This is a genomic window from Pseudoalteromonas sp. J2K-J599 (assembly GCF_059295115.2).
Genome location: NZ_CM200271.1, coordinates 1,893,174 through 1,916,875, shown reverse-complemented (window position 1 = coordinate 1,916,875; position 23,702 = coordinate 1,893,174). Strand labels below are relative to the sequence as shown.

Here is a 23,702-nt window from a genome sequence, read left to right as displayed (position 1 = left end):
AAATATAATGGCTATTCACTCAGGCGCAGGCAAAACTGCTCCACAATCAGCACTGGTTAACGTACCTAAATTAGTATCTGCGTATTACTTAAACGAACCTGATCTTGAACAAAATCCAGAGCATTGTGTTGCTTTTGGTACATCAGGCCACCGTGGTTGTTCTTACGATGTTAAATTTAACGAGTCACACATTTTAGCGATTACTCAGGCTATTTGTGATTATAGAAAACAAAATGATATTTTTGGTCCGTTATTTTTAGGTAAAGACACACACGCACTGAGTGAGGCTGCATTTAATTCAGCTATTGAAGTTTTAGTTGCTAACGAAGTGCAAGTGATAACGCAAGAAAACGGTGACTTTACACCAACGCCAGTTATTAGCCACGCCATAGTTAGCCATAACAAGCTACACCCAAATGAGCTTGCAGACGGGATTGTTGTTACGCCTTCGCATAACCCTCCTGAAGATGGTGGCTTTAAATACAACCCACCTAATGGCGGTCCTGCTGATACCGACGTTACTAAATGGATTGAAGACAGAGCAAATCAACTTTTATTAGAAGACTTGGTTGAAGTTGAGTTATTCCCATTCGCTAAAGCTTCACGTTCAGGCTTTATTCGCTACGAAGATTTAATGACTCCTTATATTGATGATTTAGCAAATATCGTTAATTTAAAAGCCATTAGCGATGCAGGTATCAAAATTGGTATTGATCCACTAGGTGGTTCAGGTATTAATTTTTGGCCTGTTATTGCTAAAAAATATAATTTAGATTTAACCGTTGTTAATGATGTTGTTGACCCACGTTTTGCTTTTATGCCACTTGATAAAGATGGCAAAATTCGTATGGATTGTTCATCACCTTATTCAATGGCGAACCTTATTGCATTAAAAGATGACTTTGATGTGTCTATTGGTAACGACCCTGACTACGATCGCCACGGTATTGTAACGCCAGATGGTTTAATGAATCCAAACCACTTTTTAGCTGTGGCAATCGATTACTTACTTAAACACCGTGATTGGAATGAAACAGTAGAGATTGGTAAAACATTGGTTTCTAGCTCTATGATCGATAAAGTAGCAGCGCGCAATAATCGTAAAGTAAAAGAAGTACCCGTAGGCTTTAAATGGTTTGTTGAAGGCTTAAGCAAAGGCAAGCTTGCATTTGGTGGCGAAGAAAGCGCAGGTGCTGCATTTTTACGTTTTGATGGCTCTGTATGGTGTACAGATAAAGACGGCTTTATTATGGGACTACTTGCTGCAGAAATACTTGCAGTAACAGGTAAAACTCCATCAGCGCTTTATAAAGAACTAGAACAAGAGTTTGGCTCTCCAATTTATAAACGCCTTGATGCACCGGCCTCAAGCGGTCAAAAGTCACGTTTAAAAGCATTGAGTGCTTTTGATGTTAAAGCAGATACACTTGCTGGCGAACCTATTTTGCAAAAACTGACTCATGCACCAGGTAACGATGCGGCAATTGGTGGTTTAAAAGTGGTCACTGAAAATGGCTGGTTTGCAGCGCGTCCATCAGGTACTGAAGATATTTATAAAATATACCTTGAATCATTTAAAGGTGAAGAGCATTTAGCGTTACTTGAAAAAGAAGCTAAAAAGTTAGTCGATTCTGTGATCAGCTAACACTGCTTAAACTATTTTAAAACGGCTGATTTAATCAGCCGTTTTTGTTTCTATACCTCAACCTTGTGCATATATATGCATAAGAGTTTACTCTCACATTATTTTTAAAGGGCTTATTACATGTCAGCCAATCCATCTTACTTAAATGAATTAAAACAAACTGGCGATTTTTTAACGCTTAGCCGTAATAACGAATGGTATTTAGATGCAGGTGAGTTTGTTTTAGATAATGGGACTTGTGTAAATATACACGATACCGGTGTAATTGAGTTTCAACCTGCTGTTAAAACAAGCAAAGATGTAATTTATTCAAGCGCTGTACACGGTAACGAAACTGCGCCAATTGAAATTTGTGATGCGCTCATTAAACAAATTATAAAAGGTGAGCTAGTCCTTAAGCAGCGTGTTTTATTTATTTATGGTAATCCACAATCAATTAATATTGGCCTGCGTTTTGTAGAAGAAAACTTAAATAGATTATTTAATGGTTACCATACAGTTGAAGGTGTACCAATGAATAATGAACGAAACCGCGCTGCAAAGCTTGAGCAATACGTAAGTGACTTTTATGCCCGTGGCCAGCAAGGCAGTAGCCGATGTCATTACGACTTACACACTGCAATTAGAGGCTCTAAAAACGAAAAATTTGCTGTGTATCCATTTTTACATGGTAAGCCATGGAAAAAGTCACAGTTACAATTTTTATTGAGCTGTGGTGTAAATACCGTACTTATGATGAAATCACCCGCAACAACGTTTAGCTATTATTCGTCGTTTGTTCATGGTGCAGACTCGTTTACGGTAGAGCTGGGTCAGGTTAAGCCATTTGGCCAAAATGATATGGCCCGCTTTGAAAAAACCAAGCAAACATTAACTGCATTAATTAGCCAAAATGAAGTTAAATACCCTGATTTTAATGCAAGTGAGTTTGAGTTATTTGCAGTGCACCGCACAATTAATAGAACAAAGGATGATTTTAGTTTCCCTTTTTCTGATGATGCTGAGAACTTTACTGGCTTTGCGAAAGGTGAACTACTTGCAACCGACGGTGATACAGCGATTTACGCTGACGTTGAAGGTGAGGCTATTATATTTCCAAATGCGAGCGTAGCATTAGGCCAAAGAGCACTGCTTACTGTTATTCCAATGGATATTGATAGCAATTTCGTCTAATTAAACTCATCAGACCACTACTGGCTTCAAGTTAACTATATGATTACTATTAATTAAAGTAACCGTATCGTTAACTTGCCACTTATTTAACCTGTATTTGCTTTTGTTTCGTCCCAGATGTGTTGAATAACACTTTACGTTAACGTAAAGTGTTGGCAGCTTTAATTAAAGATAGTGCAGATGTTGCAAAGTTTAACCAGCAACAATCACCCACAATAATAATTTAAAGGGGCACTGTTTTACCGACAACAAAAGAAGGTAGGTTATGAGTAATCCAAATAACGTATCGCTGAATATTAACCACGAGCTTGAATTTATTGATGGCCAAGCACTTAATATTCCAACCCTTAGTATTTTAACTGAGGACGGCGACATTCATCCTAGTGCAACCGCACCTGATATTTCAAAACATACCGCTATTAAGTTATATGAAACAATGCGTTTTATACGTTTGTTAGATGAACGTATGCAAGGCGCGCAGCGCCAAGGTCGTGTTAGTTTTTATATGCAATGCCTAGGCGAAGAAGCCGCAGTTACAGCCTCTGCTGCTGCACTTGATCAAGATGATATGATCATGGCTCAATATCGTGAACAAGCTGCACTACATTATCGTGGTTTTACGCTTGATCAATTTATGAACCAAATGTTCTCAAATGAATTGGATTTAGGTAAAGGTCGCCAAATGCCAATCCATTATGGTTCTAAAGCGCTAAACTACATGACGATTTCATCGCCACTGGGTACGCAAATACCACAGGCAACAGGTTATGCATATGGTCAAAAAATAAAGCATATCGACGCTAAAACAGGTGAGCTTGCAAGCACAATCGATAACGTGACTATTTGTTACTTTGGTGAAGGTGCTGCATCAGAAGGTGACTTTCATGCGGGCTTAAATATGGCGGCTGTTCACAAAGCACCGGTTATATTTTTTGCACGTAATAACGGCTATGCCATATCTACCCCTGCTGATGAACAGTTTAAAGGCGATGGTATTGCGTCGCGTGGTGTGGGTTATGGCATTAAAACAATTCGTGTTGATGGCACAGATGCACTTGCTGTGTATGCGGCGACTAAAAAAGCACGCGAAATAGCCTCAACACAAGGTGAGCCTGTACTCATTGAATCGATTGCTTATCGTTTGGGTGCGCACTCGACGTCAGACGATCCCAGTGGTTATCGCTCTAAAGATGAAGAAGCAAATAATCAAATCTGTCCTATTGATAAATTTAGAAAATGGTTGGTCAAGCAAGATTGGTTAAACGAAGAGGTCGATATAAAAGCAAAAGAGTCGATTCGTGAAGAAATTTTAGCAGCGCTTAAGCGTGCTGAAGTTGTTGCCAAGCCTGCTTTAAAAGAATTGGTATCTGACGTTTACGATACTCCAATTCCGTTATTGCAACGACAGTACGAGCAATTAAAAGAACATATAAAACAGCACCCAGATGCTTACCCAGTAACTGCAGGGAGAATTAAGTAATGGCTAAAATGAACATGCTCCACGCAATTAACTCTGCCCTCGATATTACGATGAACGAACACCCTCAAGCCTGTATTTTTGGCGAAGATGTTGGTTACTTCGGTGGTGTATTTAGAGCAACATCAGGTTTGCAAGAAAAGTACGGTAAGCATCGCGTTTTTAATACGCCTTTAACCGAACAAGGTATTTTAGGTTTCGCTAATGGCTTAGCGGCTTTTGGTGCGCCTGCATTAGCAGAAATTCAATTTGCTGATTATATATTCCCAGCGTTCGATCAAATAGTAAATGAAGCCGCTAAATTTCGTTATCGCAGTGGTAATGAATTTAATGTTGGTAACTTAACTATTCGTACGCCTTATGGCGGTGGTATTGCTGGTGGCTTATATCACTCGCAATCACCCGAAGCTTATTTTGCACATACACCGGGCTTAAAAGTGGTTGTACCGCGTAACCCTTATCAAGCTAAGGGGTTATTACGTGCCTCTATTAAAGATGATAACCCTGTCATATTTTTTGAGCCTAAGCGTTTATATCGTGCATCAACAGGCGAAGTGCCAGAAGAAGATTATAGTATTGAATTAGGCACGGCTGAAGTAGTACAAGAGGGTACCGATATTACGCTTTTAGCGTGGGGTGCTCAAATGGAGATTATTGAAGAGGCAGCACAGCAAGCAAGCGAGCAAGGTATAAGCTGTGAAGTTATTGACCTTCGTAGTATTTTACCATGGGATGTTGAAACGATTGCTAAATCGGTTATTAAAACCGGTCGTTTAATCGTAAGCCATGAAGCGCCTATAACTAATGGCTTTGGTGCCGAAATAGCAGCAACAATACAACAAGAGTGTTTCTTGCATTTAGAGTCGCCAATTTTACGTGTATGTGGTCTAGATACACCATACCCGTTGGCACTTGAAAAAGAATACGTACCGGATGCACTAAAAGTGTTGGCTGCAATTAAACAATCAATGGATTTTTAGGGGTTACCATGGCGAAAGATTTTATATTACCCGATATTGGTGAAGGCATTGTTGAATGCGAAGTTGTTGAGTGGCTAGTTCAAGAAGGCGAAACCGTATCTGAGGATCAGCCAATTTGTGATGTGATGACAGACAAAGCATTAGTACAAATTCCGGCAGTGCATGATGGTATTATTACAAAGCTATATTATCAAAAAGGTGAAATTGCTAAAGTACATGCGCCTTTATTTGCTATGGATGTAACTGGTGATAGTACTAGTAATGAAGTAGTAGAAGAGCCAGTTCAAGCTGAAAATCAAACTAATAACAATGCATCTGATGTAGTTGAGGACTTTATACTCCCTGATATTGGTGAAGGTATTGTTGAGTGTGAGATTGTTGATTGGTTAGTCGCAGAAGGCGATGAAATAGAAGAAGACCAAGCGGTTTGTGATGTAATGACCGACAAAGCATTAGTACAAATTCCGGCAAAATATACAGGCACAGTAAAAAAACTATATTACCAAAAAGGTGAAATAGCAAAAGTACATAGCCCGTTGTTTCAAATGACAATTGCAGGCAGTGCAGTAAAGCCAAATGTTGATATAAACCAAGCGGTCGTAAAGGCTCAAACTAATGCCGTCGCTGAAAAAGTTGCCTCTGTTAAAACTCAGCAAGCTGCAAAGGTTATCAATCAAAAAGCGGTTGCGTCGCCTGCAGTTCGTCGTAAAGCACGTGAGCTAGATGTTGATTTAACGTGCGTACCAGGTAGTGGAAAAAATGGACGTATTTACAAGCAAGATATTGAAGAGTTTGTAAAAGGCGAAGTGCCAAATACTATTGATACTTCACCGCTTAATAGTGATGCTTCTCAAAGTGCTGTACAAAACCAAACACAGAATCAAAGCGGTGGCGTACGAGTAGAGCAAATTAAAGGCATTAAAGCGGCCATGGCCAAGCAAATGGTGGCATCGGTTTCAACTATTCCGCACTTTACGTTTAGTGATGAAATAGACTTAACACAGCTTATAGCTTTGCGCAGCTCCTTAAAAGAGCAGTACAAAGCACAAGGCGTAAAGCTCACCATGATGCCATTTTTTGTAAAAGCACTCTCGCTAGCAATGAAAGAGTACCCTGTACTTAATTCAAAAGTGAATGATGATTGCTCAGAGCTTACCTATTATAACGATCATAATATTGGTATAGCGGTTGATTCAAAAATTGGCTTGTTAGTGCCTAATATTAAATCGTGCCAGAGTAAGAGTATTGTTGATGTGGCTAATGATTTAACACGCTTAACTCACTCAGCGCGAGAAGGGCGTGTTGCACCTGATGATTTAAAAGGTGGGACAATTAGTATCTCTAACATTGGTGCGATTGGTGGCACTATTGCGACCCCTATAATTAATAAACCAGAAGTAGCTATTGTTGCATTGGGTAAACTGCAGCACTTACCGCGTTTTGATGAAAGTGGCCAAGTTGTGAGTAAAGCGATAATGCAAGTGAGTTGGTCTGGCGATCATCGTGTTATTGATGGCGGCACTATTGCACGCTTTAATAACCTATGGAAATCGTACTTAGAAAATCCTTCGGCAATGATGATGGCAATGAGTTAATAGCTAAACTGCTAATATGTAATAAAAACCAGCAATTTGCTGGTTTTTTGTTTTAAATGAGTCTGTTTTTATTTAAGATACAAGTGTTACTAAAAAGTAATAAAGTTAACCCCGTTAGGGAATATAAAAAATAACACTAAGGAAATTTCATGGAACATTATATGAACGCGTTGCGTAGCTACGCAGATTTTTCAGGCCGTAATCGTCGTAAAGCATTTTGGATGTTTATGCTAATTAATATTATTTTTTCGCTTTTAACAAGTGTTATAGATGGTATTACAAACACAATGTTCGTAAGCTCAATATATAGCTTAGCTTTATTGATCCCTCAATTGAGTGCGGGTGCACGTCGTTTACACGACACTGGTCGTTCAGGCTGGTGGCAGTTACTTTGGTTAGTGCCAGTAATTGGTTGGATTGTTTTAATTGTTTTTCTTGCACAAAACTCACATGAAGGTGAGAACGATTATGGACCAAATCCAAAAGAACTAGCTGCAGAGCCAGCAGCCGTATAAATAAAATAAGTTAACATCCTAAAAGCTCAGCAATAGCTGAGCTTTTTTGTTTATGGTAATTTTAACTTAAAAAGTAAAGGCCATAGCCAACGGCCAAAGCAGGAATAGATGTATACACAGTCGCAATTACAGCCGCTTTAGGTGCCATTGCAATTGCAGGAAATAACGCATCACCATCGTTAGATATTGCATTAGCAGTTAATGCGCTAAATGGAATAATACCTTGAATATATAACGTAGTAACAATTATTTGCGGACCACAACCGGGTAAAAAACCAATCACCACTGCAATAAGTGGCGCCAAATAAGCATAATGTGCAAACCAGTTTTTTAAATCAAGCCCTGCAATATTTACTAAAATCTCAAATAACATAAACGATGCCACTACCCATGCGGTCACAAAGTGTGTGTCTTGAAGTACTTTAATAATTTTAGAAGGTGGAGTACATTCATCGTCTTCTGAGGTTACTTCTTTATAGCTTTCACCTTTAGAAGAATACGCCCATATAGTTACAGTAAATAACGCCATTGCAGCACCAAAAATACTAATACTTGTGCCTGTGTATTTTCCAAATTGATCAAAGTCGACATTAAATGCAATTAAAAAAGCAATAATGAGGCTTGGAATAATAGCGAACATCCAAACGGGTTTGCTTATTTTAATTATACGAATTGGCAATACTTTAACTTGGTGTTTTTGTTCTTGTTTGGTTGGGCGTAAAAAGTCTTTTGCATGAAGGGCATTTACTATAACACCACAAAGCGTGCCTACGACTAAGCCAATGGCCATTATGGTTAAACCTTCAGTAGGGCGAGTGGCAAGGAGCAAAAATGCGGCATCTCCCATTGTAGCTGTTAAAACAGCAACGATAGCCCCAAAACTAGCTTGGCCTTTCGTAAATTGGGTAACCACTATTATTGCACCACCACATCCAGGAAGGGCCCCTAAAACGGCAGCAAAAAATATTTCTAATACCGGCGATTTAGCACTTAAATAACTAAGCTCTAATTGAGGTAAATGCTCTATGGCGTAGTAATAAATTAATAATGTAGCAGCAACAAATACGCTAACTTGAAAAAAAGCATCGCTCAGTGCCGTTATTGTAATTTCACGAAGTGATGGCAGTGCTAAACATACCAATAAAAAAAGTGGTAATAATAAACGTTTATTTTGGCTAACAAAGCGTTTAGAAGCGGGCGTAATAAATCCTATTTGAGAGAGTAAAATCATACAGTGTTACCAATTAAATAAACTAATTAACACTGTATAATTTAATGATAATCAATATCATTTGCATCTATTTAAATCGATTACTCTCTTTGAGTTTTTCGATGTTAAACCAATGCTACTTACGTTGAAATTCTGAGTTTGCATTCCACGTTGGCCATTGCTCTTGCTCAGAAATATCAAAACCTACTTTATAAAACAATTGTAAGTCTTGAACAGCACCCGATAAATCCCATTCGTCACGGTAACGATCACATGGTTGATGATAACAACCGCGAAGTACCAAACTCATGCGTTTACGGTAATTAGCTGTTTCTTCGTCAGCTGCTACTGTGCCACCGCCTGCGTACATGGCTGGAATGCCCATATTAGCAAATGCAAAGTGATCAGAGCGGTAATAGCCACCAGATGATGGTTTAGGATCGCCTGATATTGTTCTGCCTTGCTCTTTAGCTGCAGTTGCTAAAAACTCATCCATTTGTGACTTACCAATACCAACCACATTCATGTCTTTTACTTTGCCTAATAAATTTAAGCTATCCATGTTTATGTTAGCGACTGTTTTATTAGCTGCAATCACAGGGTTAGCTGCATAGTATTTAGAACCTAGTAAGCCTTGCTCTTCAGCAGTTACCGCTAAAAATGTCATTGAGCGGCTAGGGTGCTTAGGTAATTTAGTAAAGGCTTCAGCTACTTCAATAAGCCCAGCGGTACCCGTTGCGTTGTCGTGAGCACCGTTGTAAATTTGATCGCCTTTACGTGTTTTATCTGTACCTAAGTGATCCCAATGCGCTGAGTAAATAACATGCTCATCTGGTTGCTCGCTTCCTGGTAACGTAGCGATAAAGTTATACGACACTGATTTTTTAATCGTATTTTTAACATTAACAGAAGCAGTTAAATCGCCCATATCAACATGGTAAGCACCTTTAGCTGCGTTTTCTTTCGCAGTATCGAAATCTAATCCTGCTTTAGTAAAAAGCTCTTTTGCTACGTCAGTTGTAACCCAGCCTTCAACGGCTACGCGGTCCATATTGTTGTTTTCTTTTTGAAAACCAAACTGCTCACCGCTCCAAGAGTTTTCAACTACTGACCATGGGTATGACGCAGGTGCTGTTTCATGAATAATAATTGCGCCAGCTGCACCTTGTCGACTTGCTTCTTCATATTTGTATGTCCAACGACCGTAATAAGTCATTGCGTCGCCAGTAAATAAAGCAGGGTCTTTTGTTGCAAAGCCCGGATCGTTAACCAGCATTACAACCGTTTTGCCCTTAACGTCTAACCCTTCGTAGTCATTCCAATTGTATTCAGGTGCATTAACGCCGTAGCCCACAAAAACAAGTTCAGAATTTTCTATGCCTTCTTGTGCGCTAATGCGGCTGCTACCCATAACCATATCTTTTTTATATTGATAGTCTTTACCACCAATACTAAGCACCATATTCGAATCAGCTTCTAAAGAAACCAATGGCACTTCTTGTAAGTAACTGTCGCCATTACCTGGTTTTAAACCTAAAGCTTTAAACTGCGCAGTTAAATAATCAAGCGTTAGCTTTTCGCCAGGTGATGAAGGAGCACGGCCAGCAAACTCATCCGATGCGAGTACTTTTACATGTTTAGCCAGTTCATCAGCTTGAATACTGTTATAACCATTTGTTACTTCAGTAGGGGTAATACTTGTTGTTGCGCAACCTGCTAAAACAGCAGTAGCGAGGAGTGTGAGAGAGAAATAATGTTTCATGTCAGATCTTTTTTTGTTTTAAGTTCTGATTAGTATATTAACTTCTATTAAGCAGAACCAGTTTTTGCGGTAAACTTCTCGTAAATTATAGGCATAAATTGTTAAAGGTTTAAATGAAGCGTTTTACTCCCCCCGAGCAGTGGCAAATCAGTAGTTTAGAAACAGGTGCATTTGCGCATTTACGTGAGCTATTTAAAGTTAACGAACTAACAGATTGGCCGGCGCCGCAGTGGTTTTCTCCATTTTTAACTGCTATTAATGAGAATAATATTCCTATTACTTTTGAAGATGATGCAAAGGTAGACTTTGGCGATCGGTATTACGAGCAAGTAATTTTTGAAACGGGTGTTGTACCTACACGCAGTGAAAATTGGCATGACTTATTTGGTGGGTTTATATGGTGTTTATTTCCAAAAACCAAAGCGTTAATAAACCATAGACATGTGCAAGATATTGCTGAGCATGGACTGCAACAGCGTACTAAGCATCGTAATGCACTAACGCTTTTTGATGAGTGTGGTGTTGTATTAGCTATAAGTGAGAGTAAATGGCAGCGGTGGCTTTGCGAACACCAATGGAAAACTGCATTCGTTGAACACAAACATGAGTGGGGTAAAACAATAAAACCTTTTATGTTTGGTCATGCTAATTATGAAATGCTAACAAAGCCTTATATAGGTTTGACGGGTAAAGCGTTATTTGTTTGTGTACCTAATGAAATATTTTGTAAAGATTTAGTAACTCAATACCAGTACCTTGACCAAGCCCTTTATGAGATGATTAATACAGATAACTGCTTAGCCGATAACAAAAAGCTTTCACCACTGCCTTTATTAGGTGTTCCAGGCTGGCATGACGAAAACAAAGACGACTCTTTTTACAACAATACAGATTATTTTAGAGCGAAACGAAGGATGCGAACATGATAGAAGTTGCTGGGCTTAAAAAGAAATTTAAGCTAACTAAAGATCACAAAAAAAATAAAATAGACGACATCGATCCTCGTGAAGATAAAGACTACTTTCACTCAGTACGAGACGTTAGTTTTAGTTGCGCTAAAGGTGAGGTACTTGGATTGCTCGGCCCAAATGGTGCGGGAAAAACGACGACATTGAGAATGATTTCAACCGCGTTAAAGCCCGATGAAGGCTCAATAACGATTGCTGGAAACGATATTGTAAAAAAACCGCTACTGGGCCGTAAGTCTATTGGATTTTTATCAGGCTCTACGGGGTTGTATGGCCGCTTAACTGTAAAAGAAAACATAGAGTATTTTGCAAAGCTTCATGGCATGAACAAAAGCGATATAGCATCGCGTTGTGATGAGCTATTTACATTGCTAGATATGCATAAATTTGTAGATAAACGGGCAGAAAACCTTTCAACAGGTATGAAGCAAAAAGCAAATATAGCGCGTGCAGTTGTTCATCGCCCAGCAGTTGTGGTACTTGATGAGCCAACAACGGGCCTTGATATAATGACAACACAAACAGTTATTAAATTTATCAAAGGTTTAAAGACGCAAGGGACGCCTGTTATTTTCTCAACCCATCATCTAGATGAAGTTGCACTTTTATGTGACCGTGTCGCTGTAATTAACGAAGGTATTAGCTGTTTTGACGGAACAGTAGAAGAGTTTAAACAAGCAGGCAATAGTGATGAGCTTAACCAAGCGTTTATGAATATATTAACGGAGAAACATGATGTTTGAGGTTTTTAAAAAGGAATTAAGAGAGTTATTACGCGATAAAAAAACGCTATTATTTGTAGTCGCGCTCCCTGTTGCTATATTTCCGTTATTGTTTGCCGTAATGGCATTTATAAGCTCGCAAGCTGCAATGGACGCTGAGCAAAAAGTAAATACTTACGCGATTATCAACGGTGAATACGCACAAGAATTTACTGACAAAGTGTTTTATCACAAAAGTTTTGAGCTTTATAAAGGGGATAAAACCTTTAACAATATTGATGAGCTTAAAGCAGGTGTAATCGCTGGCGATATTGATATGGGTATTTATTTACCAAGTCATGCTGTGCAAACATTGGACGATGGAAAACAAAGCCAGTGGCAGGTTGTTTTTAACGATTCAAAATCTATCAACTTTTTATTCGAACGCGTTAAAGAGCTCGCAAAAGAATACAGTGACGTGCTGCAAACTCAAAAGCTAATCAGTTTTGGTATTGAAGAGTCTGTTAAAAAATCTATTCTTAATCCAATTGAAGTCATAAAAGTAGATACCGCCGATAAACGTGAAAACCTTGGCGAAAAAATTGGCGGTTTTTTACCTTACCTACTTATTCCATTAGTATTGATGGGGGCAACTTATCCCGCTATTGATTTAGGCGCTGGCGAAAAAGAACGCGGCACACTAGAAACACTCCTACTTACACCTATTACGCGTACAGAGCTGGTGCTTGGTAAATTTATAACCTTGTTAACTACATCCATTGCCTCCACAACCATAACCGTCTTAAGTATGGGCTGTTGGATAGCATTGGCGCTCGCATTTGCCGATCTTGATTTTATTAAAGCCGCGTTTAGTACATTAGCAGTTACCGATTTACTAATGATATTTGTACTATTGTTACCTGTTGCAGCTATATTTTCGGCCTTAGCTCTGGCTATATCTATCTATGCTCGCACGTTTAAAGAAGCGCAAAATTATATGGCACCACTTAGTATGGGCGTATTTTTCCCGATTATTATTTCAATCATGCCAAATATGGAACTCACTGCTAAAACAGCATTCATTCCTGTTACAAACGTAGCATTAGCAATTAAAGAAATAGTAAAAGGGACTGTTGATTACACATTTGTAGGCTTAATATTTTTAGCCACTGCAATCATTGCTGCTGGACTATTGGCATTTTGTGTTAAGTGGTTTAACAGAGAAGATGTGCTATTTAGATAATTATATAGATTTAGCACTCTGAAGATATATAAAAGGTAGCATTGGCTACCTTTTATATTTTAAAGGAATGATTGGTTGAAACAACTATTTTATAATCTGTGTAAGTCGATATGGGTACTCTCATTCATTTATAATTCATATAGAGAGAGTGTTCTAAATAAAACTAATGATTTAGTCTTTTTATTATAAAAATTATAACGATAACTGATTAGTTTGAGGGTCCAATTCTCACTTTAATACTCTATACTAATAACAATAAAAATTTATGGTGATGGTAAATGTTAAAAAGAAATATTTTTTTGAACGTGACAAAAAATAATAAACTAATGCTCGTTGCAACAATAATATTTGTTCTTATAGCTGTACCATCTCTGTATTTGTTCGATCAAAAAGTAAGAAGTGATGTGTATAATTCAGCTCAAATAGAATTAAAGCGTGAACTCGAAACAAAGAGCTATTCATTAAAAAAACATCTTAAAGACAGTGTTACCGCCATTCGTTTTTTAGATGCTACACCACCAATACAAGGCATTACCCGCGCTAAAGAAAATAAACTAATTGATCCTGTTCTTGGTACGCCAATAGATGTTTGGCAAGAGCGCTTAGCAAGTATTTTTACTGGTTTTATGCAGACCGATGACAGTATTTTGCAAGCTCGCTATATTATGCTCGAAGATGGTGGGCAAGAGATTGTTAGAGTTGACCGAAATCAACTTGGAGAGATTAATCGACTGCAAGGTCTGCAATTACAAAAAAAAGGTCAACGCGATTACATAATCAAAGCAAGCATGCTTGATAAGAAAAGTGTTTATATTTCTCCAATTAACTACAACCGTGAAAATGGACAGATACAAGAACCTTATATAAGCACTTTTCGTGTTGCTAAGCCTGTTTTTGATGAAAATAATAAAATATTTGCAATATTAGTTACTAATTACTTTGCGGATAAATTACTTGAAGATTTAACAGTTGAATCTCCACAAGGGACGCAGGTTTACCTTATGAATAATGAAGGTGAATTTTTATATCATCCAAACCCTCAACTTCGATTCAGTTTTGAATTTAATAAAACTAAAACATGGTCTGAAGAATTCTCCACTGCAACTACCATGACAGAGCAAGGCACTTTACCAATAAGTAATTATCCAGTGGCTTACACTTTAAAAAAACGAATTTCGTTTGAGGGTGATATAGCCATGCTACCTTTAGAGCTTGGTGTAAGTGTTGATACAAAAACATTGTTTGCAAAGGTGAATGAGAGACGTCAAAACTTTATTGCAATGTTAGTGGTATTTTTTAGCGTATTTTTAGTTATTGCTTTTTTATACCAACGTTTTATAAACCGTAAGCTATTAATTAATTCTCTAAAAGAGCAAAACAATAAAGTAATAGAAAATTCTTTGGATGCTATTTTTACAATTGAGCAAAACGGCGAAATTGTTCACTTTAATAATACCGCTAAAGAGGTTTTTGGTAGTTCAATTTCAGGCACTAATCCTGATTTTGTCTCGCTGTTTAATTTAAACGACGCAGACACTAATTGTATACAAGAGACTATTACAAACGGTTCAAAAATGCCGTTTGAAGCTATCTACACAGATGGTTATGGCAACAAACAATATTTTTCGATTACGCTTAGCAGTATTTTTGACGTATATAATAACCGTTATCAGGTAGCGGCTATTTTAAGAAATATTAGCTCATTAAAAAATACGCAATCAGAGCTCGAAGCGTTAAACAGTACTCTGGAGCTAAAGGTTTCACAAAGGACCATTGAACTAGAACGTGCAATTGACCAAGCATTAGCAGCAAGCCAAGCAAAAAGTGACTTTGTAGCAAATATCTCTCACGAAATACGCACACCAATGAATGGCGTACTAGGGATGCTTGAAATGCTCAAAGAAGATGGCTTAACCGATCAACAATACCATTATTTAAAACTAGCAAATAGCAGTGCTAATTCATTGATGAATCTGATTAACGATATTCTTGATTTTTCTAAAATAGAAGCAGGTAAGCTTGATATTGATAACCATACATTTGATGTTGTTACTGTATGTAGCGATATGATTAGCTCTTTAGCTTTACAGGGCCAACGCAAAGGTCTTGAAGTATTTTTAGATACTAAAGATGTAGTAGACAGAATGGTTATTGGCGACAGCCATCGACTTAAACAAATTTTAATTAACTTAGTTAATAATGCGTTTAAATTTACCCACCGAGGTGAAGTAAGTTTAACTGTTGGCTCTAAGTACATAACTGACTCAAAGTTATTAATGAGCTTTACAATAAAAGATACCGGAATTGGTATAGCGACTGAAAACATAGACAAACTATTTGAAGTATTTACGCAAGAAGATTCAAGCACGACCCGCCACTTTGGTGGTACAGGCTTAGGTTTATCTATATGTAAAAAACTTGCTCAGTTAATGGGTGGTAATATTACGGTTATAAGCAAAAAGGGCGTGGGTAGTACCTTTACCGCAACGGTTGAGCTACACGTTGCACAAGAGAAAAAATTAAACACAGGTATAGAGCTTGCTACAAGTATTAACGTAGCGGCATTAATAGCGCGCGATAACGTTTATAAAAACGTATGCGACTTATTGTTATTAACCTGCAAAGTAAAAGCAGAAAACATTGTACGACTTGACTACTTTAGTGAGCACAAAGAGTTTGAAGCTGATTTATTATTAATTGATGATGAGCATCCTCAAATTGATCCGTTAATTGATTACTGTAAACAGTTTAATAAAAAGTATGTTTTAATTTTACGAGATATGGTTACAGATAAGCCAATCAAAACGGTATTACCTGAAGGCAGCCATATTTTAAATAAACCACTCACTCAAGATCAATTCAGCTATAAATTGGCCAGCTTATTTGGTGCTAGTAGTGACTGTATCATAGCGCCACCAAAAGGCTTGGAAGAGGAACAAGTAGAGCCTGACCTATCTGCGTATCATGTATTATTAGTTGACGATAATATGATAAACATTGAAGTAGCTAAGGCGATATTAAAGCGTACTAAAGTAAAAATCACTTGTGCGTCAGACGGTATAGAAGCCTTAGAAGCACTGAGAGAAAACGAAGAGCAAGCTTTTGATGTTATATTAATGGATTGCCAAATGCCCAATTTAAATGGCTACGATACCACAAGTGAAATTAGAAATAGTAAGGCAGGGGTAGATTATACTCACATACCGATTATCGCTATGACAGCGAGTGCGATGGAAGGTGATAGAGAGCGTTGTTTAGCTGCTGGAATGAACGACTACATTACTAAACCAATTAAACCACAAACTTTAAAAGACAAGCTAATTACTTGGTTAAGTTAATCGTTTTGAAAATCAGCTGCTAAGCAGCTGATTTTTTTGGTTTGGTATTTGTTGACGTATTTAAAGGCGTGTTAAGAATAGCTATGTCTGCGCTATCGAGTATAAATTGTGTATCTGACCAATGTAGTAATTCTATCTTTCCATCTTGCTGCTCTACAAGCGCAGTACAGCTCTCAATCCAATCACCATCGTTACAGTACATAATACCGTCATCCACTTTAATTTTGGGATGGTGAATGTGTCCACAAATAATACCGTCTACGTTTTGTTTTTTAGCTTCATGAACTGCGGCATCTTCAAAGGCACTAATCGCTTCTCGAGCTTTGTGTACCCGAGCTTTTATCCACGATGCAAGCGAGTAGTAGTTACCACCAAATATTTTACGTATACGATTGGTCCAGCGATTTAAAAATAATAAAAAGTCGTATCCTGCATCCCCCGCAATACTAACAAGTTTGTTATAACGAGTCGCTGAATCAAAGTCGTCGCCGTGTATAAGTAAAAACCGTTTATTAGCTTTAGTGGTGTGAATAAACTGCTGGTGGATTTCAACACCAAATAATGTTTGATTTATATAGTTTCTAAACGCTTCATCATGATTACCGGGAATATAAATGACACGTGTACCGCTAGCTGCTTTTGTTTGTATGCAGTTTAATACTTCATAATGAGAAGGGTGCCAATAAAACTGTCGCTTCATTGACCATAAATCAATAATATCACCAACTAAATAAAGTGTGTCAGATTCTACCGAGTTTAAAAAATCAAGTAAGTAATCAGCTTTACAATCTTTGTAACCTAAATGAACATCAGATATCCAAATGGCTGGATAATGTTGTTTTTTACGCAGTTGATTGTTTGTCATGCCCGTCATCCATAGTGTAATAATTAAACACTGTAGATAAATCTAATGACACTTATGAGACACTTTAGCGAAGCCTCCATGACAATTTATACCAAGGCACGTAATTAAAAGATTTCTATAAAGCTAGGAAAGGTGAGTCATTGAGCAGCTATTATTACGCATAAAAAAGGCCGCATTTTAAATGCGGCCTTTTAGTCTATTTTGAGCGTGCGTGTTATTAACCTTTAACAGCCGCTTTAATTGCATCAATTGCTGTATCAATATCAATCATTAGCTTTTCACCGGTGCGGCGGTTTTTAAGCTCAACTTTATTCTCGTCAAGGTTACGCTCACCAATTACAAGCGTGTAAGGTACACCAATTAGCTCCATGTCATTAAACATAACACCAGGGCGTTCTTTACGGTCATCAAATAACACATCAAGACCTGCATCTTTTAAACCCTGGTAAAGGTTATTTGCAATATCAGGAATACGATGCGATTTGTGCATGTTCATTGGAACAATTGCTAAATCGAATGGCGCGATTGATTGTGGCCAAATGATCCCGTATTGATCGTTGTTTTGTTCAATAGCAGCTGCAACAATACGTGAAACACCAATACCGTAACAACCCATGGTCATGGTTTGGTTTTTACCACCTTCGTTTAATACTCCCGCTTTCATTGCTTCTGAGTATTTAGTGCCAAGTTGGAATATATGACCTACTTCAATACCGCGTTTTATTTGTAAAACGCCTTGGCCACATGGGCTCATATCGCCTTCAACAATATTACGAATATCAGCAACTTCGTAATCAGTTACGTCACGATCCCAGTTAATACCACTGTAATGCTCGTCGTCTTTATTAGCACCGGCAACAAAATCAGCAAGGATATTAGCGGCTCTATCAACAATAATAGGCATAGATAAGCCGACCGGGCCTAAGGAACCAGGTTTTGCACCAATAGCAGCAACAATATCTGCCTCTGTTGCCATTTCAAGCGGAGAGTCTACTAATGGGTGCTTTTCAGCTTTTAATTCATTTAAATCATGATCGCCACGAAGTACAAGCGCCACTAAACCACGTGCATCGTTTTCATCAGGTGCACCGTAAACAATTAAGGTTTTAACACCGCGATGAGGTTTTACACCGTAGTGCTTTTTAAGCTCATTAATTGTTTTAGCGTCAGGAGTAGGGAATGCTTTTAACTCTTTACTTGCTTCTGGGCGTGGATCGTTTGGCGCTAGTGCTTCTGCTTTTTCAATATTAGCTGCGTAATCACTGCCATCACTAAATGCAATTGCATCTTCGCCCGACTCAGCAAGTACATGAAACTCGTGAGATAAGCTACCACCAATAGACCCAGTATCAGCAAGTACAGGGCGGTAATCAAGGCCTAAACGCTCAAAAATGTTACAGTATGCTTTGTGCATCGCTTGATAAGTCGCATCTAAACACTCTTCACTTAAGTGAAAAGAGTAGGCATCTTTCATTGTAAATTCACGAGCTCGCATAACACCAAAGCGAGGGCGACGTTCGTCGCGTACTTTAGTTTGTACTTGATATAAAGTAACAGGTAACTGCTTGTAGCTGCTTATTTCTTTACGTACGAAATCAGTTATTACTTCTTCGTGTGTTGGACCAAGTGCAAACGTACGGTTATGACGGTCTGTGAAGCGCATAAGCTCAGGACCAAATTCATTCCAACGGCCAGACTCTTCCCACAAATCAGCGGGTTGAATAACAGGCATTAGCATTTCAATAGCACCTGCTTTGTCCATCTCTTCACGTACAATGTTTTCTACTTTACGTAGCACACGTAAACCAGAGGGTAACCAAGTGTATAAACCCGAAGCGACGCGACGGATCATACCGGCTCTAAGCATTAACTGATGCGATACGATTTCAGCATCTGATGGCGTTTCTTTAAGTGTTGCGAGTATATATTGGCTTGTACGCATGTTTTTTCCGAAATAGAGTAATTATGTTCTTTTAATAGAACTTAAGTTTAACAGCGGATGCTTTTACACTAAAGCGCTAAGTGAGTTATTTAGTTTTTTTCTATGTTTGTTACTACGTTATGCTCGCCATTGACTTGCCAGCGAATATTATAATTGTACAAAGTCATACCATAGCTTTGCTCGCCGTCTTTTTGTTTTTTATAGGCAGGGCGGGGATCTTGTTTTAAAACATTAGCTATAAAATCATGTAAATCTGGGTATTGTGTTTGCGCATTAACAAACTCAATTGCCTGAGGGCTAAATTCAACCGTCATTTGTGTTTCTGGGCGTGTATCTGCAAAGCCAGCACTGGCGTCAAGCATTGCATCTGAATAGGGTAAGTACGGTTTAATATCGATAATGGGGGTGCCATCAAGTAAATCAATGCCAGCGAGTAATAAACTAAGTTGTCCGTTTTTATATTCAATACCATCAAGTTTTACTGCGCTCATACCAATCGCGTTTGGTCTAAATGTAGCGCGGGTAGCAAATACACCTTTTCGCTCATTCCCACCTAAACGAGGTGGGCGAACCATAGCAGAATAACCTTTATCGGCCGTTTCATGAAAACGAAATAACAACCAAATATGAGTAAATTCATCTAAACCACGTACAAACTCTTCGCGATTAAAATCAGGTGCAAAAATAAGTTTTGCCTTGGCTTGTGGCACTAAACGAGGCTGCCTAGGTATAGCAAACTTTTGTTTATAAGGAGACTCAATGTGGCCAATAGCCGAAATGGTATAATCGCTCATAGTACTCGGGTACAAATAAAATAGAGCGCTATTCTACCTGCATTTAGTATTTATGGCATTAGTGTAAGTAAGTTTATTGCTTATAGACCAAGCGGTTCAAAATCATTTATTAGACTGAGTGGTTTATATTTTGTATTAATGTATTTAAAAAGGACCTAAAACAAAAAAGGGCAAGCTCATAAGCTTACCCTTTCAAACATGTTAAAGATTAATTAAAACATGTATTGAACTGATACAGATGCTACATCCATGTCTGGATCAATATCGTCATCAAGTTTGTAGCGTTCGTACTCTAAACGAAACTGTACATTTGTTGTAAGTGCGTATTCAATACCCGCACCGTAAAATGCATCACCACCATCTGTAGACGCTGTTACGCCACCTACTGGTAAATCTTGTGTGTAATCTGCATCCCACTCAAGCCAACCGCCTTTTGCATATACAGAAAAGCTTTCTGTTATTGGGTAGCCCAAACGTGCGGCAAGCGATACGCCATCAATTTCAGCTTTGCTGTCTATATCACTTACTTCATCAAAGTTTTGATAAGCAAGTTCTAAGCTTAGGTATTCGTTAAACTGAGTACCAATATAGCCTTTAAGCATTTGTGCATCGTCGTCAAAGTCAGTGTCGTTGTCACTGTCTTCAAATTCAAAAGAATATTGACCGTAACCGATACCAGTATAAATACGTGGAGAATCGAAATCAGAAATGTCAGCGTGTGCTGCAGAGTTAAAACCCAGTGTTGCTAGTGCAATAGCTGAAAGAGAAAGTGTTTTAATCATTGAATAGCTCCTTTACAAAAAATAATCAAATGCTTGATTTCATTAATCAAACTTCAATTATCTACTTGCAGCGAGCGTGCCAATATTAAAATGGATTAAAAACACGCCATAATTGGTTCTTTTGTATTGGTTTTTACATTGTTTAGCGTGTTTTATAATCAAAGTGAACTTTTGCGTAATCGTGTACTCTAAAATAAGTTGTATGTTTTACAAAGTATAATGAGTTTTTTACATAGCCTTACTCTATTTAAATTACTAATTAGACTTTATGAAGCAAGTTTTCTGTTTCAATTGCTATTTCTTTCATTTTTATAGCGTAATTTTCTAATTTAATGTCTTCATCGGTCACTGCTTTAAACGAAGGCACTTCTATTGGGTAGCCCGTTTCATCCATTGCAATAAAGCTGATAACACAATGGTTTGTTTCAACCATATTTTGCGTTTTTGGATCGCCACACCTAACTTGAATAAATATTTGCATGCTACTTCTACCCGTATGGGCAATTTTAGCTTCTACTTCGACTATTTGACCCACTAAAATAGGGCGTCTAAATTTAACACCCGCAACCGAAACAGTTACGCAGTAATGACCACTCCAACCTGCAGCGCACGCATAACCTGCTTGGTCAATCCACTTCATGACGGCCCCACCATGAACTTTACCACCAAAATTCACATCAGTAGGCTCTGCTAAAAAACGAAAAATAACTTTTGACGACGGCATAAATAACACTCTTATTATTAAAACTACTATTAGCATAACGTAAAAAAGGGGCCGAAGCCCCTGCAATTTAGGATATGTTTATAATTTATATGTAAAAAACGTAGTTATATAGCTATACAGCGCATAATTTAGTTACATATTAGGATAGTTTGGCCCACCTGCACCTTCAGGTGTTACCCATGTAATGTTTTGGCTTGGGTCTTTAATATCGCAGGTTTTACAGTGCACACAGTTTTGGGCATTAATAACAAACTCTTTATTGCCTGCAATTTCTTGTACTTCGTAAACGCCTGCTGGGCAATAACGTTGTGCGGGTTCATCAAATTTGACTAAATTTACATTAATAGGAATTGACGCATCTTTAAGCTTTAAATGACACGGCTGTGATTCTTCGTGGTTAGTATTTGATAAAAACACACTTGAGAGTTTATCAAAGCTAAGGTGTCCATCTGGTTTTGGATATGCAATTTTGTCAGCGGCGTTAGCATCAACAAGGGTAGAGTGATCGGGCGTATTATCTTTAAACGTAAAGGGTAAACCGCCATTAAAGATGTTTTGATCAAGCGTATTGTACGCACCACCTAAAAATTTACCGAGTTTGTGCATAGCAGGGCCAAAGTTACGAGATTGATATAACTCTTTATATGCCCACGATTGCTCAAACGCAGTTTGATAATGAGTTAAATCGGTATTTGCTAACTCATTTTGCAATGCTTCAAAAATAACCTCAGCGGCAATCATTCCTGATTTCATTGCGGTGTGGTTACCTTTAATTTTTGCAAAATTAAGAGTGCCTGCATCACACCCAACAAGTAAACCACCAGCAAAATGCATTTTTGGTAATGAGTGCAAGCCACCTTTAGCAATAGCACGCGCACCGTAAGCAATACGTTCAGCGCCTTCAAGTACGTTTTTAAATACAGGATGGTGCTTCATTCGCTGAAACTCATCAAACGGGCTCAAATGTGGGTTTGAGTAATTTAAATCAACAATTAAACCAACAACAACTTGATTGTTTTTACTGTGATACATAAATGCACCACCATTAGTATCGCCGCTAAGTGGCCAACCTGTACCATGAACTACTTTGCCTAGCTCATGTTTACTTTCATCTATTTGCCAGATTTCTTTAAAGCCTAAACCATAATGTTGTGGCGATGAATCTGCATCAAGTGCAAACTCATTGATTAGTTCTTTACCTAAATGACCTCGACAACCTTCAGCAAAAATAGTGTATTTTGCACGAAGCTCCATGCCTGGCATGTAACCGTCTTTTTCATTACCATCTTTGTCTACACCCATATCACCAGTAATAATGCCTTTTACTGCTTCATCTTCAATTATTAAAGAGTGTGCGCTAAATCCTGGAAATATCTCTACGCCTAAGCTTTCAGCTTGCTCTGCAAGCCATCGACATACATTGCCCATAGATACAATGTAGTTACCATCATTATGAAATGTTTTTGGTGTAGCAAAGTGGGGAATTGATGTCGCTTTTTGCTCGTTATTAAACCAATAAATTTCATCATTAGTTACTTTGGTTGTAACCGGTGCGCCAAGATCTTGCCAATTAGGTAGTAGTTCATCCAAAGCTCTGGTTTCAAAAACAGCACCAGAGAGTACATGTGCACCTACTTCAGAACCTTTTTCGACTACGCAAATCATGCACTCTTGTTGTTTTTCTTGTGCTAATTGCGCGAGTTTAATTGCACTTGAAAGCCCAGCAGGGCCTGCACCAACAATTACTACATCAAATTCCATGGTTTCACGTTCGACCATAATAACCTCTTTATCTATGACGGACTTATTTGAATGTTTACTACGCATTTAAATAAGGTGTACAGCCTATTTATAACTTTGCAAATTAAACGTTACAGACTGTGAATAGTTAAAGGTTATTTTAGGTTGACGTTTACGTCAACAGGAAGTAGTCTAATTTCATAAAATAAATAGGTTGACGTGCACGTTACCTTGTAGGTTTAAATAAT

18 protein-coding genes are annotated in these 23,702 nt (G+C 38.1%); 10 read left to right on the top strand and 8 right to left on the bottom strand.

What is annotated here, in order from left to right:
- Nucleotides 1–7 precede the first annotated feature (7 nt).
- The 6 genes from pgm to AC5NT5_RS08695 all read left to right on the top strand — a co-directional run bounded on the left by pgm (nt 8) and on the right by AC5NT5_RS08695 (nt 7,385).
- Nucleotides 8–1,645 (top strand): phosphoglucomutase (alpha-D-glucose-1,6-bisphosphate-dependent), encoded by a 1,638-nt coding sequence (pgm, locus tag AC5NT5_RS08720; protein ID WP_494513017.1) that lies wholly within the window; start codon nt 8–10, stop codon nt 1,643–1,645.
- A 120-nt stretch (nt 1,646–1,765) separates the two neighbouring features.
- Nucleotides 1,766–2,818, top strand: a complete 1,053-nt coding sequence (astE, locus tag AC5NT5_RS08715) for a succinylglutamate desuccinylase (RefSeq protein ID WP_494513018.1) — start codon at nt 1,766–1,768, stop codon at nt 2,816–2,818.
- A 265-nt stretch (nt 2,819–3,083) separates the two neighbouring features.
- Nucleotides 3,084–4,298, top strand: coding sequence for a thiamine pyrophosphate-dependent dehydrogenase E1 component subunit alpha (locus tag AC5NT5_RS08710; RefSeq protein ID WP_494513019.1), 1,215 nt, complete (start codon nt 3,084–3,086; stop codon nt 4,296–4,298).
- Nucleotides 4,298–5,275, top strand: a complete 978-nt coding sequence (locus tag AC5NT5_RS08705) for an alpha-ketoacid dehydrogenase subunit beta (RefSeq protein ID WP_165723475.1) — start codon at nt 4,298–4,300, stop codon at nt 5,273–5,275. Before AC5NT5_RS08710 ends, AC5NT5_RS08705 begins: the two co-directional genes overlap by 1 nt.
- A gap of 8 nt (nt 5,276–5,283) precedes the next feature.
- Complete coding sequence (locus tag AC5NT5_RS08700; RefSeq protein ID WP_182671605.1) at nt 5,284–6,870, top strand: dihydrolipoyllysine-residue acetyltransferase; 1,587 nt, start codon at nt 5,284–5,286, stop codon at nt 6,868–6,870.
- Between the two features lie 149 nt (nt 6,871–7,019).
- On the top strand, nt 7,020–7,385 hold the full coding sequence (locus AC5NT5_RS08695; protein ID WP_290173357.1) for a DUF805 domain-containing protein: 366 nt from the start codon (nt 7,020–7,022) through the stop codon (nt 7,383–7,385).
- Between the two features lie 61 nt (nt 7,386–7,446).
- Here AC5NT5_RS08695 and AC5NT5_RS08690 read toward each other — a convergent pair whose 3' ends face one another.
- Together AC5NT5_RS08690 and AC5NT5_RS08685 are read right to left on the bottom strand one after the other, a co-directional pair.
- On the bottom strand, nt 7,447–8,616 hold the full coding sequence (locus AC5NT5_RS08690; protein ID WP_494513020.1) for a putative manganese transporter: 1,170 nt from the start codon (nt 8,614–8,616) through the stop codon (nt 7,447–7,449).
- A 115-nt stretch (nt 8,617–8,731) separates the two neighbouring features.
- The gene (locus tag AC5NT5_RS08685) at nt 8,732–10,357 is read right to left on the bottom strand and encodes a M28 family metallopeptidase (RefSeq protein WP_494513021.1); all 1,626 of its coding nucleotides are present in this window, start codon (nt 10,355–10,357) and stop codon (nt 8,732–8,734) included.
- A 113-nt stretch (nt 10,358–10,470) separates the two neighbouring features.
- On the opposite strand from AC5NT5_RS08685, the gene AC5NT5_RS08680 reads away from it, so the two are divergent.
- The 4 genes from AC5NT5_RS08680 to AC5NT5_RS08665 all read left to right on the top strand — a co-directional run bounded on the left by AC5NT5_RS08680 (nt 10,471) and on the right by AC5NT5_RS08665 (nt 16,607).
- The gene (locus AC5NT5_RS08680; protein WP_154903068.1) at nt 10,471–11,283 is read left to right on the top strand and encodes a DUF3025 domain-containing protein; all 813 of its coding nucleotides are present in this window, start codon (nt 10,471–10,473) and stop codon (nt 11,281–11,283) included.
- Nucleotides 11,280–12,068, top strand: coding sequence for an ABC transporter ATP-binding protein (locus tag AC5NT5_RS08675; protein WP_494513022.1), 789 nt, complete (start codon nt 11,280–11,282; stop codon nt 12,066–12,068). Before AC5NT5_RS08680 ends, AC5NT5_RS08675 begins: the two co-directional genes overlap by 4 nt.
- Entirely contained in the window at nt 12,061–13,269 is a 1,209-nt protein-coding gene (locus AC5NT5_RS08670) for an ABC transporter permease (RefSeq protein WP_182671654.1), read from the top strand. The genes AC5NT5_RS08675 and AC5NT5_RS08670 overlap by 8 nt, the downstream gene beginning before the upstream one ends.
- Before the next feature lie 326 nt (nt 13,270–13,595).
- On the top strand, nt 13,596–16,607 hold the full coding sequence (locus AC5NT5_RS08665; protein WP_370659489.1) for an ATP-binding protein: 3,012 nt from the start codon (nt 13,596–13,598) through the stop codon (nt 16,605–16,607).
- A gap of 19 nt (nt 16,608–16,626) precedes the next feature.
- Here AC5NT5_RS08665 and AC5NT5_RS08660 read toward each other — a convergent pair whose 3' ends face one another.
- From AC5NT5_RS08660 to AC5NT5_RS08635, 6 genes are all read right to left on the bottom strand, one after another.
- A complete protein-coding gene (locus AC5NT5_RS08660; protein WP_024596856.1) occupies nt 16,627–17,472 on the bottom strand; it encodes a UDP-2,3-diacylglucosamine diphosphatase in 846 nt (281 codons plus the stop codon).
- 217 nt (nt 17,473–17,689) lie between these two features.
- Nucleotides 17,690–19,414 carry a proline--tRNA ligase gene (locus AC5NT5_RS08655; RefSeq protein WP_494513023.1) on the bottom strand — a complete coding sequence of 575 codons (1,725 nt, stop codon included), beginning with the start codon at nt 19,412–19,414 and terminating at the stop codon, nt 17,690–17,692.
- A gap of 89 nt (nt 19,415–19,503) precedes the next feature.
- Nucleotides 19,504–20,208 carry a tRNA (N6-threonylcarbamoyladenosine(37)-N6)-methyltransferase TrmO gene (gene tsaA, locus AC5NT5_RS08650; RefSeq protein ID WP_494513024.1) on the bottom strand — a complete coding sequence of 235 codons (705 nt, stop codon included), beginning with the start codon at nt 20,206–20,208 and terminating at the stop codon, nt 19,504–19,506.
- A gap of 212 nt (nt 20,209–20,420) precedes the next feature.
- A complete protein-coding gene (locus AC5NT5_RS08645) occupies nt 20,421–20,990 on the bottom strand; it encodes an outer membrane beta-barrel protein (protein WP_002961225.1) in 570 nt (189 codons plus the stop codon).
- 259 nt (nt 20,991–21,249) lie between these two features.
- Nucleotides 21,250–21,714 (bottom strand): acyl-CoA thioesterase, encoded by a 465-nt coding sequence (locus AC5NT5_RS08640; RefSeq protein ID WP_024596822.1) that lies wholly within the window; start codon nt 21,712–21,714, stop codon nt 21,250–21,252.
- Nucleotides 21,715–21,846: 132 nt separating this feature from the next.
- The gene (locus AC5NT5_RS08635) at nt 21,847–23,493 is read right to left on the bottom strand and encodes an electron transfer flavoprotein-ubiquinone oxidoreductase (protein WP_494513025.1); all 1,647 of its coding nucleotides are present in this window, start codon (nt 23,491–23,493) and stop codon (nt 21,847–21,849) included.
- Nucleotides 23,494–23,702: the final 209 nt, after the last annotated feature.